We start from the raw sequence: 15,536 nt of genomic DNA on the forward strand, positions 1-15,536 counted from the left end.
CGAGTCAAGATATGGAAATAGAGATCATCATCAGTCTGGTTGTCTTTGCATTTTTTGCAGGGGCGATTGATGCTGCCGTGGGTGGTGGTGGTCTGATCCAGATCCCGGCAATTATGGGGAGTTTACCGCATTTACAGCCTGCTACGGTCTTTGGCACCAATAAACTCGCGTCCATTTGTGGCACCGCTTCTGCGGCATTTTCCTATCTGCGTCAGGTAAAACTGCCGTGGCTGCTCTTGGGCGTGATTGCACTGTGCAGTTTTGTCAGTTCTTTTATGGGTGCAGCCAGCGTTACGCTAATTCCAGTCGAGATCCTTAAGCCTTTTGTGCTGGTCATGTTGATCGTGATCGCAATCTATACCTTAATGAAAAAACAGTTTGGCCAGGTGCATACCGAACAAAAACTGAATCGGAAAATGCTGATTCTGGCCGCTTTGGGCAGTCTGGCGATAGGCTTTTATGATGGTATCTTTGGTCCGGGCACCGGCAGTTTCTTTATTTTCTTTTTTATTCGCTATTTAAGCGTCGACTTCCTGCATGCATCGGCTTTATCGAAAATTGCCAATTTCACCACCAACCTGGCCGCCTTAAGCTTTTTTATTCCCAGTGGCAATGTGCTGTTTATGGTTGGGGCAATGATGGCGGTAGCCAATATTTGTGGTTCCTTGGTCGGGGTGCGCTTGGCATTTAAATATGGCAGTGGCTTTATCCGGATTTTATTCCTGATTCTGGTCAGTCTGCTGATTTGCCGGATGGCATACCAGATGTTTTTTTAGATCTAAACCCGATGTAAATCATTCTCGATATTAAAATTTCTTAACAAATCACTGTATAAACTGCGTCTGAACCTGTTCTGAAAATCTTCTAGAATCAATGATATGAAAAATAAAACAATCGGAGAAATATCGGAATGACGACTATTTTTGAAGCATTAAGAGAGAGTCATGAGATTCAGCGTGATCTTGCAGAAAAATTATTACAGACTTCCGGGGATACACCAGAACGCCGCGAGCTGTTCAAGCAACTCAAAAATGAATTATTTGCCCATGAAGCTGCGGAAGACCGTTATTTTTATATTCCCTTGATGATGACCGATTCGGGCCTGAATATTACCCGCCATGCCTTGGCGGAACATCATGAAATGGATGAAATGATCGAGGAATTAACTGCAACTGAATTGAGTAATCCAGGCTGGATTGCCATTGCTAAAAAACTTTCCGAAAAAGTGCATCATCACTTAAAAGAAGAGGAACATGGTTTCTTCCAGCAGGCCGGTAAAATTCTGGGTGAAGAGCAGAAGACCGCTTTAGCAGTGCAGTACAAGAATGAATACCAGCGTTATAAAGACATGAAAAAAGATATGCTGGTACAAAACTAAACATCGAAAAGATGACATTTGATTAGCTACTTTTCCATAACTTATAACTCAAATTAGATGTTTGAGTTAATCGTTATGCATGTTTAGCTTAAGAAGCTTGTACAGCCTCATTTTCTTTAAAAATTTAAATGCTTTTGTATAGGCAATCTCCCTACTTTGGAAAGACCCAAAGTAGGCAAAAGTCTTTTGTTACCCATACACGACGTCCTGTCGTGATGGGTAACATGTGGCATCCTTGCCACACTCGCGTATCAAAAATCTCTTCATTGCAACTAGGGCATCTGATCATCTTTTTATCTGGAGATATGGGATTTTTATTCATTCATCTCTTTTTTTGTATTTATCTCAAAAGGATAAAGTGAAGAGATTAATGATGAGATATATTTAGTTGTTCAAATTCCAATAAGCCTTTTAGCCATTCTTTTCTGCCGATCCTTGACGGGCGGCACGTACAGTCACACCGACTGATGCCAGCATGATACAGATCAGTGCCACGGTCTGAAGAAGCGTAATTTTTTCGCCTAATAGTACAAAACCGGCCAGTGCAGCCAAAGCCGGAGACAGGCTGGACAGGGTACCATAGCTGGTTTTATTCAAATGCTGAAGTGCCTTTAAATCCAGAGCATAAGGAATGGCTGTTGCCAGTACAGCAATGCTAATTGCCTTGCCCCAATGTTGCGTATCAATCAATGCGGGCGTGTTGTTGTAGAGACCGATAGGTAGCAGACACAAAGCCGAGATACTGATGGCAATGGTCAGCGCATGCATGCCGATATTCTGCTGAACTACGCGTTGCCCGAAGAAAATATACAGTGCCCAACATAAACCCGCACCTAAAGCACAGGCGGCGCCCAGAAGGTCGAAATTACTACTATTGGCCTGTCCCCATGGCACCATTAACGCAATGCCTAAAATGGCCATCAATACCCAAATATAATCACTACGATGTTTGATCGAGAGCAGGGCCAGACCTAAAGGACCAATAAACTCCAGACCGACTGCAATTCCCTGCGGTAATCCTCCCAGAGACAGATAGAATAAAATATTCATGATCCCTAAAGCAGCGCTATAGCAAAGGAGATCCCGCCATTTCAAAAAAGGCAAACGGGAAATAATTTTCCAGGAACGGAACATCACGCCGACAATGATCGCTGCAAAACAGAGTCTTAAAATGGTCACTGTGATAGGGTCAAGGACCAGAAAAAGTTGCTTGGCGAAGGATGCGCTGATCTGGTACGACATCATGGATAAAACCATGTACAACACAGCAAGGAGTTGGGCGTTTGGCATGGGAGTTACTTACACCAGAAAGGTGTAATCAGGACATGGAAGAAAGCGGGATTATAGCAAAACGGTTAATTTTTAATGAGTAGGGGTGGAAATAATTTTAAATTTAAAGTTACTTTTAAAAAGAGAAAATTTTGATCTTAGAAGAGTATTAGACTGAATTTATCGACTTTGAGTAGGCTTTTCCAGCTAATATTTTTTTAAATTCAAAGTGAGTAGTATTTCTTATAACGAATTTTAAATTTAAAAGTGCTCAACTGTATTTTTTCTTCTTTGGCTGGTCACCGTACAACCCACTGAAGCACTGATAATCGTGGCCAATGCCAGCCATTGTGTCCACAACAAGGTTTCACCTAGAAAGACCAGCCCCGAGAGTGCGGCAATGGCGGGTTCCAGACTCATCAAGGTACCAAAACTCAGGGCACTTAAATTACGTAATGCGATCATTTCCAGACTAAAGGGTACTGCACTGGCCAGTACGGCCAAAGCTATAAAATACAGCAAGCTCACCGGCTCAAAGGTATGTGCCGGCATTCCTGCAAAGAGTGCGATTGGCATCAGCAGCAACATGCCGACAAACATGCCCAGACATACGGTATGATTGCCTGAAACTCCTGAAGGCTTTTGCCCCGCGACAATATAGAGTGCCCAGCAGCCACCGGCGCCCAAGGCAAATAGAATTCCGATCGGGTCAAGCGGCTGGGCAGCCTGATCAAAAGGGAATAGCAGAACCAGGCCCAGAATCGCCAGACCGACCCAGACAAAGTCGAATTTTTGCCGCGCATAAAACAGGGCAACACTTAAGGGGCCAATAAATTCAAAAGAGACAGCAATTCCCAGCGGCAGGCGATCAATCGACAGGTAAAACAAGAGGTTCATGCCGGCCAGAGCAATGCCATAACTGATAATGGCCGGCCACTTGATCTGTCTGAAATGGATTCGCCAAATTTTAAAAATCAGTGCCAAAATCATAGCGCCTAACAGCAGACGCATGGCGGAAACGGTCAGGATGGGAAACTGACCGAACAGATATTTGGCAAAGGAGCCACTGCTTTGCATACTGATCATGGCGATCAACAGAATCAGCGGCGCTTGCACCATTGGTGCAATTTTAAAATTCAGCATGACTAAATAGGTTTCGATTTCTCGAATAGCGGAAGAGCAGCATAAGCTGAAAAAGGTATTAAAAATACAAACCTTAAAAACAAAAAACCACAGCCCGAGAGCTGTGGTTTTTTTGAAATCTTGAATTAGAACAATACGCGTGCGCGGATTGTACCTTCAACATTCGAAAGCATATCAAGTGCTTCATGAGATGCAGCAGCATCTACATCCATCACCAGGTAACCGACATCACCTTTAGTCATCAGTGACTGACCAGAGATGTTGATGCCTTGTTCAGCAAACAGGTTGTTGATTTTAGACAACACGCCCGGAATATTTTGATGGATGTGCAGTAAACGGTGTTTGCCTTCAGTCAATGGCAATGCAATTTCTGGGAAGTTCACCGCAGAAAGCGTCATACCCTTGTCAGAATAAGCGACAAATTTCTCAGCGACTTCCAGACCGATGTTCGCTTGCGCTTCCATGGTCGAACCACCCACGTGCGGAGTCAGGATCACGTTTGGCAGGTTACGCAGTGGAGAAACAAATTCTTCACCGTTCGCTTTAGGTTCTTTCGGGAATACATCTACCGCAGCACCAGCAATGTGACCAGATTTGATCGCATCTGCCAGATCTTCGATCACGACACAGGTACCACGTGCCGCGTTGATGAAGATTGAACCTTCTTTCATTTGCGCGAACTGATCTTTGGTCATGAAGTTACGTGTAGACGGAACATCAGGAACGTGTAGAGAAACCACATCGGCATTTGCCAAAAGTTCGCCCAAGCTACCGACTTGACGTGCATTACCTAAAGGCAATTTAGTCACTGTATCGAAATAGATCACTTTCATACCCATGCTTTCAGCAAGTACAGAAAGTTGTGAACCAATTGAACCGTAACCTACGATACCTAAAGTTTTACCACGTGTTTCGAACGAACCAACTGCAGATTTGTTCCAGCCGCCTGTGTGTGTGTCTGCTGATTTTTCAGGTACACGGCGTAGAAGAAGAATTGCTTCAGCAAGTACAAGTTCAGCCACTGAACGCGTATTTGAGTAAGGTGCGTTAAAGACTGGAATACCGCGACGCATTGCTGCATCCAAGTTCACCTGGTTGGTACCGATACAGAAGCAACCGACAGCAATCAATTTGTTCGCAGCTTCAAAGACTTCTTCAGTCAATTGAGTACGGGAACGAATACCTACAAAGTGTGCATCTTTAATCGCTTCTTTCAACGCTTCACCCTCAAGCGCAGTTTTACGATAGTCGATGTTGGTATATCCAGCAGCATTTAGAGTGTCGATTGCATTCTGGTGAACGCCTTCTAACAACAAGAAACGGATTTTATCTTTAGGTAGAGATAGATGTTGGCTCATTACGGCTCCGCTACAAAGGCCAAATTTAGTCGCGGTATAATAGCACAGGAAAAGCGCACTTATACATTTCCTTAATGACGCTCACATCAGCTATTCTGGCAAGACATATTGATAATAATGATCATGGTGTTTGATTTAAATCTGTATTTTCAAAGGTATATTATCAAAATTGTCATTTTTTCAGGGAAACACCAAAAAATAGCTTATAATATTGCGCCATGCTTTTAAAGCAGCGTGATCCGGTGCTTTAATAATCATGTTTCGCCTGATTTGTATCCATGTTTTTATGCGTAAAAATTGTGCAAATGAACCAGCGAAGTCTCTCTTGTTTAAATCATGCTAGGTCTGCAAACGATGAATGCTCCAGTCGCTTTAACCCCTGAGTTATTGACCCAATTGACTGCAATTGTGGGTGAAAACCGTATTAAAACCGATACGGACAGCCTCCAGAATTGGGGTCGCGATCATACGAAGCACTTTGATCCAAACCCGTCAGTCGTCGTTTTTCCGTCGTCAACTGAGCAAGTTCAAGACATCGTAAAACTGGCGAACCAATTTAATGTTGCAGTGACTCCATCGGGTGGTCGTACCGGTCTTTCTGCAGGTGCAGTCGCAGCCAATGGCGAGATCGTGGTCAGCATGGACAAGATGAACCAGATTCTGGAGTTTTTCCCGGCAGATCGTATGGTGCGCGTACAGGCAGGTGTGGTGACTGAACAGTTACAGAACTATGCTGAAGAGCAGGGCATGTATTACCCAGTTGACTTTGCTTCGGCAGGTTCATCGCAAATTGGCGGTAACATCGGCACCAATGCTGGCGGCATCAAAGTGATTAAATACGGCATGACCCGTAACTGGGTACTTGGCCTGACCGTTGTGACGGGTAAGGGCGATGTATTGCGTCTGAACAAAGGTATGATCAAGAATGCAACCGGTTATGCGCTACAACATTTATTTATTGGTGGTGAAGGCACGCTGGGTCTGGTGACGGAAGCGGAAATCAAGCTTGAACGTCAGCCACAAGACCTGCAAGTGATGGTATTGGGTGTACCTGATTTTGATGCGATCATGCCGTTATTGCATGCCTTCCAGGCGAAAATTGACCTGACTGCATTTGAGTTCTTTGGTGAACTGGCGATGCAGAAAGTCTTGGCCCATGGTCACGTGCAACGTCCATTTGAAACTGAATGCCCATTCTATGTATTGCTTGAGTTTGAAGCGCCGTTTGAGCCGATTATGGACAAGGCGATGGAAATCTTCGAGCATTGCATGGAACAAGGTTGGGTACTGGACGGCGTAATGAGCCAAAGCCTGGATCAGGTAGAAAGTTTATGGCGTTTACGTGAAGATATTTCTGAATCTATCGCGCCATTTATTCCATACAAAAATGACATTTCCGTTCTGATCACGCACGTTCCTGCATTCATTAAAGAAATTGATGCGATTGTATCGACGAATTACCCAGACTTTGAAATCTGCTGGTTCGGTCATATCGGTGACGGTAACTTGCACTTAAATATCTTAAAACCTGCTGATTTGTCTAAAGATGAATTCTTTGCCAAATGTCAGGTGGTGAACAAGTATGTCTTTGATACCGTGAAAAAATATGACGGTTCAATTTCTGCGGAACATGGTGTGGGCATGACCAAGAAGCCATATCTTGAATATTCACGTTCTGTGGAAGAAATTGAATATATGAAAGCCCTGAAAAAAGTGTTCGATCCAAATGGCATCATGAACCCGGGTAAACTTTTCGATCTTTAATCGGTCGGAATTGAAAAAAGCGCATCGAAAGGTGCGCTTTTTTATTGCTGTGTAAATACAGTTACAGAGTCTAAATGGTTTTGTAGTAAGAAGCTCGGCATGATGGGTTGGAATAAGAATGACGATAAAGGGTTAAATAATATGTTCCGGATATTGGCAGTCGCAACTCTCGCTTTTGGTATATTGGGTTCAGGCTGTGCAACTGCTCAACAGGTCATTGCAAAGGTACAGTCGTCTTCGGATACGCCTTTGGAACAGGTTTTACAATTAAGACCGGATTTACGCAAGGAACTGGCAACGGTTGAATTACGGCAGTTCTTTGACAAGGTAGAGTCGCCCACGATTGGACAGGTCAAAGTCACTGAAACCGGTTTAATGGATGATTCGGTACATTCGGTACAGACCATTTATTATTTTAAACGGGAAGATAACAGCTGGATGCTGCAAAATACCGAGAAGTTGTATCGTTGTGCACGTGGGGCAAATACCAAAACTTTCCAGAAAGCGGTCTGTCCATAATAGTGTTTGATCTTTAGGCAGTTTTTGGTTAAAAGCGTATCTAAGGATGCGCTTTTTTGTTTGGAAGATTATCTCTACGATCTATTATATTTATTCAGAGCGTTTGAATATCTCATCTGTTAAAATTTCTTCTTTCTCTTTTAGATAAAGTTTAGTTTGCTTTCACTGGGCAGACTGACAATAAAAACTCCCATGCAAAATATCCAGACCCAAAAACTGACCCGTGCCACACTCATGTTCCCGCTGGCACTGGTCCTGTTTGAATTCTCAGTCTATATCTGTAATGACCTGATTCAGCCGGCCATGCTGACGATTACCCGTGACTTTGGCGTGAGCAGCTCATGGGCACCATCCTCCATGTCCTTTTTCCTGTTGGGCGGGGCATTTGTTGCAGCGATTTTGGGACCTTTGTCCGATCGTCTTGGACGTAAAACGGTACTGCTCGGCGGTGTGGCATTTTTTACCCTCAGCTGTCTGGCTATTTTATTGACACCCAATATCGAAAGTTTCTTATTTCTGCGCTTTTTACAGGGCTTTGGGCTGTCCTTTATTACCGCTGTAGGTTATGCCGCCATTCAGGAAAGCTTTGAAGAACGTGATGCCATCAAAGTCATGGCACTGATGGCCAATGTGTCTTTGCTGGCACCCTTGCTAGGACCAGTGCTGGGTGCCTTTATGATTGATCATATCTCCTGGCATTGGGGTTTTATCGGTATCGCATTTTTGTCATTTCTGAGTTGGTTCGGCCTGAAAGCCAAAATGCCAAACCTAAAAGTCAGTATTCCCAGACAGCCGGTTAGCTATATTCTGGATGACTTTAAACAGGTTCTAAAAAATAAACGCTTTGTGATCATGACTGTAGCTCTGCCTTTGGTAAGTCTGCCCTTGATGTTATGGATTGCCTTGTCACCAGTGATTCTGGTCGAGCAATTTGGATTCAGCAGTATGCAATATGGTCTGGCGCAGTTTCCAGTCTTGGGTGGCCTGATTGCAGGTAATCTGATTTTGCTGAAAATTATCGATAAAATGCCGCTGGGTAAAACCGTATTATTGGGTCTGCCACTGATGCTATTGGGTGCCGGTTTATTGATGCTAGGCTTATTGATTCCAGAATATTTTATTCATTGTCTGATTATCGGCACCACTTGTATCAGTCTAGGTGAGGGCGTAAGTTTCTCGGTGCTGTACCGTTTTGCGCTGATGTCTTCAGAAGTGTCCAAAGGCACGGTGGCCGCGACGGTTTCTATTATCCTGATGCTCAGCTTTTTTGTGGTAATTGAAGCAGTAAGAATGGCGTATGAAACCTACGATATCTGGGCCTACTGTGCTGCCTCTTTGATTCTGATTGCACTCTGGTTTACTTTGCCACGCATGCAACTCAAACAGTTAATGCTGGAAAGACAGGAGCGTGGGGAGTTTTGATTCCTTATTAAGGGAAATTATAAATTATTGAAATCATATGTTCAGTATTGAATTTCCCTCTCCTTTTAGGAGAGGGCTAGGGTGAGGTTAAGTATTTAATAAGTTCCCTCTCTCTAACTCTCTCCCAAAGGGAGAGAGAATTTTCTTTTGACTGATCTAATTATATTAGGATTCTACAATTAAGCTTCAGCGGGCTGTTCCAGCTTCTTCAGTTTCATATCAAACAGGAATGGACCGAAAGGTAGAATCGAAGCGATTAAACCCATCACAAACATGCTGAGAGACCATTTCTGTTTTTCACATACCGCAAATAACACCACCAGAAATAGCACAAACAGTACGCCATGACCCATGCCGACATATTTCACCAGAATCGGATTATCCATCATATATTTCACTGGCATCGCGATAAATAACAGCAGCAGAAAAGAAATCCCTTCCAGCAAACCGACCAGACGCAAAGTTTTGATGTTCATAATACATATTGCTTTAACCGAATTATTTTTGAGTGTACCGAATATCACCTGAATATTGAATCTTAATAATAAAGATATATTCAATATTTTTAATAAGTTATAACCAAGTGAAGCAGTTGGTTATTTAATCTCAGCACCTAATAATTCATGACGTAATTTTAGTAATTCCGGTAAGGTTTCTAGCAATAAACTGATCTGTTTCAACACCAAAAGCAGATGTGCTGACAGGTTTTCCTGTGTACTTAAGCGTTGAATTTCTGCCAGTTTATGATCGATGTCGTAGGTATCTAAAGGCTGTTGTTGCAGCAATACCCCAGTTAAGGTTTGCTGGCACCAGTGCATTAAATCCAGAATTTGTGTATCAGTAACCTGCTCACGGTGACTCCCCAATGCTGCAATATAACTGAGTTGGCTATGACTATAGACCAGATAGCGAAAGGCACTTTTGACCAGTTGCGGATCTGGATTCGGTTCGGTACTCAGACTTGAAATCATGCTGGATAAATCAATCTGTGCATTGTGGGCCAGACGCCGTGCAGTCCGGTAAGCAATACTGTTATCTTTACCGTTTCGATATTGCTCGACCACTGCAGCAAAATAGTCCAGCGTAGCAAGCGATGATTTTTTAATATTGCTGGAAATATTACGAAAATTCCAGTCAGGCCAGATCCAGCTTACTGCCATCCAGGCAATCAGACAGCCCAACAGGGTATCAATAATACGTGGCAAAATGATCGCATAACCGGCACCTTTCAGGTTAAAAATCAGGAGTACCATCAAGGTCGCCATGAGGGTGGCCATGGCATATTTTTTGGAACGTAGATAGAAGAAACCGACACCAAAAATTACTGTCAGGAGTAACTGACCTTCGACACTTGGCACAAAATACAGAATGGGAACACCTAGCATGACCCCCAATAATGTTCCCAGAGTCCGCAATTTGAGCCGGCTTTTGGTGGCAAAATAACTGATCTGACAGACAAACAGGCTGGTCAGTAAAATCCAGTAGCCATTTTTCGCAAAAGGTAATAATGAAATGGCATAGCCAACTAAAAACACAATCGCAATCCGCACCGCATGCCGAAAGAGTGCCGATTGCGAACTTAAGTGTGGTTTGAGTTTCAGCCAAAGATCTGTGCTATCGCGAATATCATCATCAAACAGACTCAAGTCATCAAAATGCTGCTGATAGCGTGGTTTATACAGTGCCTGTTGATCATGCAGGTGTTGTAACTGTTCATGTACACTCAGCAGATTGGCCAGAATAAGCTGTAAATTTTTGACTTCAATATTTTGTGGGTGTTGAGCAATCCAGTCCTGCATCGACTCCTGTAAATGTTTTAATGCCAGTTCATCATCTGTAGACAGGTAAAATTTCTCATTGCGCAGTACACATTCTGCCAAATGCTGACAGGCAAGGGCTTGCAGACGGATATTTTTCTGAATCCGGAAAATCAGGTCAGTGCGGCTAAAATGCTGTTCGATCTGTTCATAATGCAGATAATTCGCGGTGGCCTGTTCATGAATATCCTGCATCAAAAAATACAGATTCAGCCAGTAAATGGTATTACGATTGGCACGCGAAGCTTTGAGTCGTGTCAATAGCGAATCTTTGCTACGGTTAAAACTCTGAATGACTAAAGTATTTTTAAGTGACAACTCATAGAGCAGGGTTTCAACATTTGGATACTGGTCTGGATCAAACAGTTTGGCTTTACTCAGCAGTAAATCCGACATGTGCTGCAAGCTTTGTGCGAGATTTTCCTGAACCTGCAAAGTAGGACGCAGCAGAAAAAATAGAATAGACGTCAGGCCGTACCATAGCGCCCCAATGACAAAATAAAGCGGCTGTTCATACCAGTGCTGATATTCGCCCAGGCCGAACATGGTATAGATTGACAGTAAAATGGTGCCAAATGAAATCATGGCATAACGTTGGCCTAATGCACCCATTAGAATAAACAGCGCACTCGACAGGGATAGCCACAGTGCAAACCAGAATTTATGTGGAGCAAGAAATTCCAGAATGCTGCTGACACTAAAAAACAGAATGATGACCAGTAACAGGTTGCGCAAACGCAGGCTTAGCCGGTCATCAAAATCAGTCAGTGCCGTGGCAATTGCCCCTAAAGTTACTGGAACGATCAAGAACTCATAACCCAGAAATTTCAGACCGAAAGTGGTACCTAAAAACACTAGCAAGATTTGCAGGCAATAAGTCATCAGCGCACTAGACTGAAAGGGCAGCAGGACAGGTTTTATAATTTTAACAAAAGTAGCAGTCGCAGGTCGGGCAGCATTCACAAGGACAGGATCCGGGAAGTAAAAACGCAAAGTTCTGAATGCAATTTAGACGCCAAAATAAAGGAAATGTCTATAAAAAACGGGCATAGTGCCCGTTTTTCTATTGAGTCATTGGCATGAAGGTGTTTAGATCACACCACAGGCAATACGTTCACCGCCGCCGCCCAAGGGTAATGGGTTGTCGGAATAGTTGTCGCCACCGGCATGAACCATAATGGCACGACCCTGAACATCAGCCAATTTCAGACGTGGCGCAAGCAGGGTCACACGTGCAGTTCCGTCAGTATTGACTTTCAATGCGGGTAAATCACCGAGATGACCGGTCACTGGTGTACCGTGATGTGGAGCCTGATTTGGATTGTAATGGCTACCTGCAGCCAGTGCTGCGCCCATCTTGCCGTCTTTCATGGCAGGTGCGCATGAACCATTTTCATGAATATGGAAACCACGTTCACCCGCAGGAAGTTGTTTCAGGTTGGTACGAATAACCAGACCGGCTGGGCTGTCACTGAGTAATACGGTACCAACCTCTTGGGCCACACCTTGAGCAGTTACAGCATTCACAGTCACTGCTCTGACTACTTCATTTGATGGGGAGGTTGATGCACAACCAGTAAAAAGTGCGGCGCTTAACGCGCAAAGTGTCGTAATTTTAAACAATGAAGACATGATTTTGGCATCCTGATCTTTATTCTGTTTTGTGGATTCATTTAAACAGAGCAAGATCAGAAGCTCTATATAGAATCAGTACTTAAATGTTTTGTTTTGTTTAAGTCGATTCTATCTATGCTTTAAGGTGCCTTGGGCGGTGTGTCTTGTGTTTCCGGATCAATCTCATGTGCCATGGTGGCTTTAGGCATCATTAAAGGTTCATTCAGATTACTTTCATGTAACCATTCACGCCAGATTGCAAGCAGTACAGCCAGAATCACCGGTCCAATAAACACCCCGACCAGACCAAAACTGGCAATACCACCCAAGACTCCAAACATGATCAGCAGGAATGGAATCTGGGTTGCACCAGAAATTACCAGTGGACGAATCACGTTATCGGCAGTACTGACAATACAGACACCCCACACCATGACCCCGATAGCCTCAATGGTTTGTCCTTGTGAAAACAGCCATAACGCCACCGCACTATAGGCGAGGGGTGGGCCAAAGGGAATCAGGGCAAAAATAAAGGTCACAATGGTTAAAACCATCGGATTCGGCACACCTGCAACAAAATAGCTCAGACCAGCCAATAAGGATTGTGCAATTGCGGTCAAACCGACGCCATATACTACGGCACGTGTAGTCGCAGAAATGGTGGAAAAATAATGATGTACACGTGGACCGACCACCATTTCAAAGGCTTTACGCACCTGATTTAAAATGGTCTGACCATCACGGTAGAAGAAAAACAGCGAAAGTATCGCAAAACATAATTTAAAGATGTTTTTACTAACTTCATTCAACACCACTTTGCCGTAATTCAGATGGCCTTGAATCCAGGTCGATACCGACAGTGCAATACTCTGCGGATCAGTGTTAATTTCATTTAAGGTTCGGGTAATTTCCTTGCCGACAATCGGAAGCCCGCGAATAAAATCAGGGACATTCAGGTGACCGGAAAAGACCTGTCGCTGCAATTCAAAATACAGGTTACGACCTTCGTGCTGCAGCATGAAAATGGCGAAAATAAACGGCAGACCAAAGACCAGAATCACGGCCAAGATCATTACGGTTGCACTTAATGTCGGTCGATTGCCGCATAGGCGTAACACCGATTGATACAAGGGCCAAGTCATATAGGCAATAATGGCTGCCCAAACTACAGGAATGATGAAATACTTGAGTATATGAAAACTCAAAAAAATCAGGATAAAGAACAATCCAAATAATAAGACTTTTTGTAATGTAGGCGCGTACTGTTGCACTGAATTTAATGACTCATTTTTTAGGTCGTGTTCAGGCATATTAACTGAAAAAAAAGCGATCGAAAATGATAGCTAGCCAAGTAGCGAGATTATTTTCCCAAAGCTATACCACGATTCAGAGGATTGACTCAAAACCACTGACTCGGATCATCAATAATGGCATTCAGTACCGGTTGCCATTGAGCCTGCAGTTCCCGGTAGATTTTCTGAGGTTTATCAAAGACTGAAAGGCCTTCCATAGCCAGTCGGCTATAAGGGGCACGTTCCGAAATCCAGGCCACTGGCTGCTGGTCGATCTTGTCAAAAAACTGCTGTATGTCCTGATTGCTGGCTGCATTTGCTTTGGTGCGATTGGCCAAAAGTAAAATTTCAACCTTGCCCTTACGGATGCGTTTGATGTCCTGCAAATGTTTGAGAAAACGGCGGGTCGAATCGATATCAAAAAAAGAAGGCTGGATCGGGATGATAATCGCATGTGCTTCACTGATCAGCTGTTCGGCATGATCATCGGTCAAAGCACCTGGTGCATCAATAATCAGGTATTCGATCTGTTTCGGCGCATCACCAATGGACTTGCTATTGCGCCAGTCCAGACTTTGGATCTGCGCTGCCTGTGCCGGACGATGCTTGAGCCATTGCAATGTTGATTTCTGGTTGTCGGCATCGGCCAATGCCACCTTATAACCCTTTTGTGCGAGTGCTGACGCCAAACTAATGGCTGTCATGGTTTTGCCACAACCGCCTTTCTGATTCGCAACTAAAATTGTTTTCATGACTCAAGGTGATTTTATTCTGTTCCGGCCTAGCATATCATTCTTTTCAAGTATGCAAATGGCCGAAGTCCTCAACTTCAGTCGAATGCGATGCTATAAAAATCAGGCAAATTAGGAAGATTGAATGTCCATATGGATGGCCATGTTGATTGGCGCATGTATCGGGGTGGTATTGACCACTATTATTTTAAGTCAGACGCGCAATGGACGGATCAAGGCCGAATATGAGCAGTATATTGCCGAGCTGGAACTAGAGCATCAGCAGTCCCTCATTGCCGCGCAAAAACGCAGCGTGAATACCAGCCGTGCAGTTCTCAAAGGAAAAATGGCGGAACAGCTCGCGCCGATCATGCCGGAATTTCAATATCTGCCGAGTGATGCCAAGTTTTTGGGTGATCCGGTGGATTATGTGGTCTTTGATGGTTATACCGATTTTCGTGATGGCGAAGGCGACGCTGAAGATATTGAAGTGGTTTTGATTGACATTAAAAGTGGCGGAGCACGTCTGACCAAAGGCCAGCAAGCCATTGCCCGTGCGGTTCAGGAAGGGCGGGTACGTTTTGAAACCATTCGGATTGATTTTCAGGATTGACCAAAATCCAGTGAAGAATAAAAAATTATGCAAAAATTACTGATCACTGCGCTGCTGTTTATGCTAGGACTCTGGGTGTGGAATGAATTTTTTCGTGCCATTCCGCATCTGCAAGAAAAGGGCGTACTTAAAAACTTTAAAGTAGAACCCGTTAAGCGCATTTCCGCGACTTATATTGTGCATGATCACCGTTTCGTAAAACCTGATCGTCGGGTGCTGCATCAGGCCAGCCCTGTGGTGGGGCATTTTAATGATCTGGCCTATCTGAGTAATATTGATGTGCTGTTGCTGACTCAACCGCTGCCCGCTATACAGGCAAAACTGGAGTTTGATGAAGCAAAACGCTGCTATCAGCTCGAAGGACAAACCAATAAAGCGGAGCGTGACTTCATCAATACGCATGTGCAGCATTTCAGTCTGATTGCTGCCACTGAAAAAATTGCCGATCAGATTCGCCGGCTAAAATCGGGGCAGAAAATCACGCTCACTGGTGATCTGGTAACAGTTCATTCAGGCACGACTGGACAAGAATTCCGGGTCGGGACGGGCTCTGAATATCGTGCTCATTGTCAGTTGCTGCAAGTAACCCACCTTCAGCCACACTAAATATAAGATG

Annotated in this window: 15 protein-coding genes; 7 read left to right on the forward strand and 8 right to left on the reverse strand. The window is 44.0% G+C overall.

Features of this window, described 5'->3' with window-relative positions:
• The first annotated feature begins 11 nt into the window (after window positions 1-11).
• Both H0S56_RS01740 and H0S56_RS01745 read left to right on the forward strand, forming a co-directional pair.
• Window positions 12-776 (forward strand): sulfite exporter TauE/SafE family protein, encoded by a 765-nt coding sequence (locus H0S56_RS01740; RefSeq protein ID WP_004281582.1) that lies wholly within the window; start codon window positions 12-14, stop codon window positions 774-776.
• A gap of 134 nt (window positions 777-910) precedes the next feature.
• Window positions 911-1,378: a hemerythrin domain-containing protein gene (locus H0S56_RS01745; protein ID WP_004281581.1), complete on the forward strand. Its 468-nt coding sequence runs from the start codon at window positions 911-913 to the stop codon at window positions 1,376-1,378.
• Between the two features lie 411 nt (window positions 1,379-1,789).
• Here the strand turns inward: H0S56_RS01745 and H0S56_RS01750 are convergent, their stop codons facing one another.
• From H0S56_RS01750 to serA, 3 genes are all read right to left on the reverse strand, one after another.
• Complete coding sequence (locus H0S56_RS01750) at window positions 1,790-2,668, reverse strand: EamA family transporter (protein ID WP_195725528.1); 879 nt, start codon at window positions 2,666-2,668, stop codon at window positions 1,790-1,792.
• Between the two features lie 240 nt (window positions 2,669-2,908).
• On the reverse strand, window positions 2,909-3,790 hold the full coding sequence (locus H0S56_RS01755; RefSeq protein ID WP_195725529.1) for an EamA family transporter: 882 nt from the start codon (window positions 3,788-3,790) through the stop codon (window positions 2,909-2,911).
• A 125-nt stretch (window positions 3,791-3,915) separates the two neighbouring features.
• On the reverse strand, window positions 3,916-5,148 hold the full coding sequence (serA, locus tag H0S56_RS01760; protein WP_004732371.1) for a phosphoglycerate dehydrogenase: 1,233 nt from the start codon (window positions 5,146-5,148) through the stop codon (window positions 3,916-3,918).
• 354 nt (window positions 5,149-5,502) lie between these two features.
• Here serA and H0S56_RS01765 point away from each other — a divergent pair, with 354 nt between their 5' ends.
• The 3 genes from H0S56_RS01765 to craA all read left to right on the forward strand — a co-directional run bounded on the left by H0S56_RS01765 (window position 5,503) and on the right by craA (window position 8,853).
• Window positions 5,503-6,912 (forward strand): FAD-binding oxidoreductase, encoded by a 1,410-nt coding sequence (locus tag H0S56_RS01765; RefSeq protein WP_195726028.1) that lies wholly within the window; start codon window positions 5,503-5,505, stop codon window positions 6,910-6,912.
• 141 nt (window positions 6,913-7,053) lie between these two features.
• Window positions 7,054-7,431 (forward strand): hypothetical protein, encoded by a 378-nt coding sequence (locus H0S56_RS01770; protein ID WP_195726029.1) that lies wholly within the window; start codon window positions 7,054-7,056, stop codon window positions 7,429-7,431.
• Window positions 7,432-7,623: 192 nt separating this feature from the next.
• On the forward strand, window positions 7,624-8,853 hold the full coding sequence (gene craA / locus H0S56_RS01775; protein ID WP_195725530.1) for a chloramphenicol efflux MFS transporter CraA: 1,230 nt from the start codon (window positions 7,624-7,626) through the stop codon (window positions 8,851-8,853).
• A 179-nt stretch (window positions 8,854-9,032) separates the two neighbouring features.
• Here craA and H0S56_RS01780 read toward each other — a convergent pair whose 3' ends face one another.
• From H0S56_RS01780 to H0S56_RS01800, 5 genes are all read right to left on the reverse strand, one after another.
• Entirely contained in the window at window positions 9,033-9,329 is a 297-nt protein-coding gene (locus tag H0S56_RS01780) for a DUF3817 domain-containing protein (protein WP_004645001.1), read from the reverse strand.
• Window positions 9,330-9,449: 120 nt separating this feature from the next.
• On the reverse strand, window positions 9,450-11,633 hold the full coding sequence (gene yccS, locus H0S56_RS01785; RefSeq protein ID WP_195726030.1) for a YccS family putative transporter: 2,184 nt from the start codon (window positions 11,631-11,633) through the stop codon (window positions 9,450-9,452).
• A gap of 126 nt (window positions 11,634-11,759) precedes the next feature.
• Complete coding sequence (sodC, locus tag H0S56_RS01790) at window positions 11,760-12,302, reverse strand: superoxide dismutase family protein (RefSeq protein WP_195725531.1); 543 nt, start codon at window positions 12,300-12,302, stop codon at window positions 11,760-11,762.
• Between the two features lie 122 nt (window positions 12,303-12,424).
• Window positions 12,425-13,555, reverse strand: coding sequence for an AI-2E family transporter (locus H0S56_RS01795; RefSeq protein WP_224216247.1), 1,131 nt, complete (start codon window positions 13,553-13,555; stop codon window positions 12,425-12,427).
• A 128-nt stretch (window positions 13,556-13,683) separates the two neighbouring features.
• Complete coding sequence (locus tag H0S56_RS01800) at window positions 13,684-14,328, reverse strand: ParA family protein (RefSeq protein WP_004281566.1); 645 nt, start codon at window positions 14,326-14,328, stop codon at window positions 13,684-13,686.
• 124 nt (window positions 14,329-14,452) lie between these two features.
• Here H0S56_RS01800 and H0S56_RS01805 point away from each other — a divergent pair, with 124 nt between their 5' ends.
• Together H0S56_RS01805 and H0S56_RS01810 are read left to right on the forward strand one after the other, a co-directional pair.
• Window positions 14,453-14,920 (forward strand): Holliday junction resolvase-like protein, encoded by a 468-nt coding sequence (locus tag H0S56_RS01805; protein ID WP_004645008.1) that lies wholly within the window; start codon window positions 14,453-14,455, stop codon window positions 14,918-14,920.
• A gap of 27 nt (window positions 14,921-14,947) precedes the next feature.
• A complete protein-coding gene (locus H0S56_RS01810) occupies window positions 14,948-15,526 on the forward strand; it encodes a hypothetical protein (protein ID WP_195725532.1) in 579 nt (192 codons plus the stop codon).
• The last annotated feature ends 10 nt before the right edge of the window (window positions 15,527-15,536 follow it).

The sequence above is a fragment of the Acinetobacter lwoffii genome, from assembly GCF_015602705.1.
GTDB lineage: Bacteria > Pseudomonadota > Gammaproteobacteria > Pseudomonadales > Moraxellaceae > Acinetobacter > Acinetobacter lwoffii_E.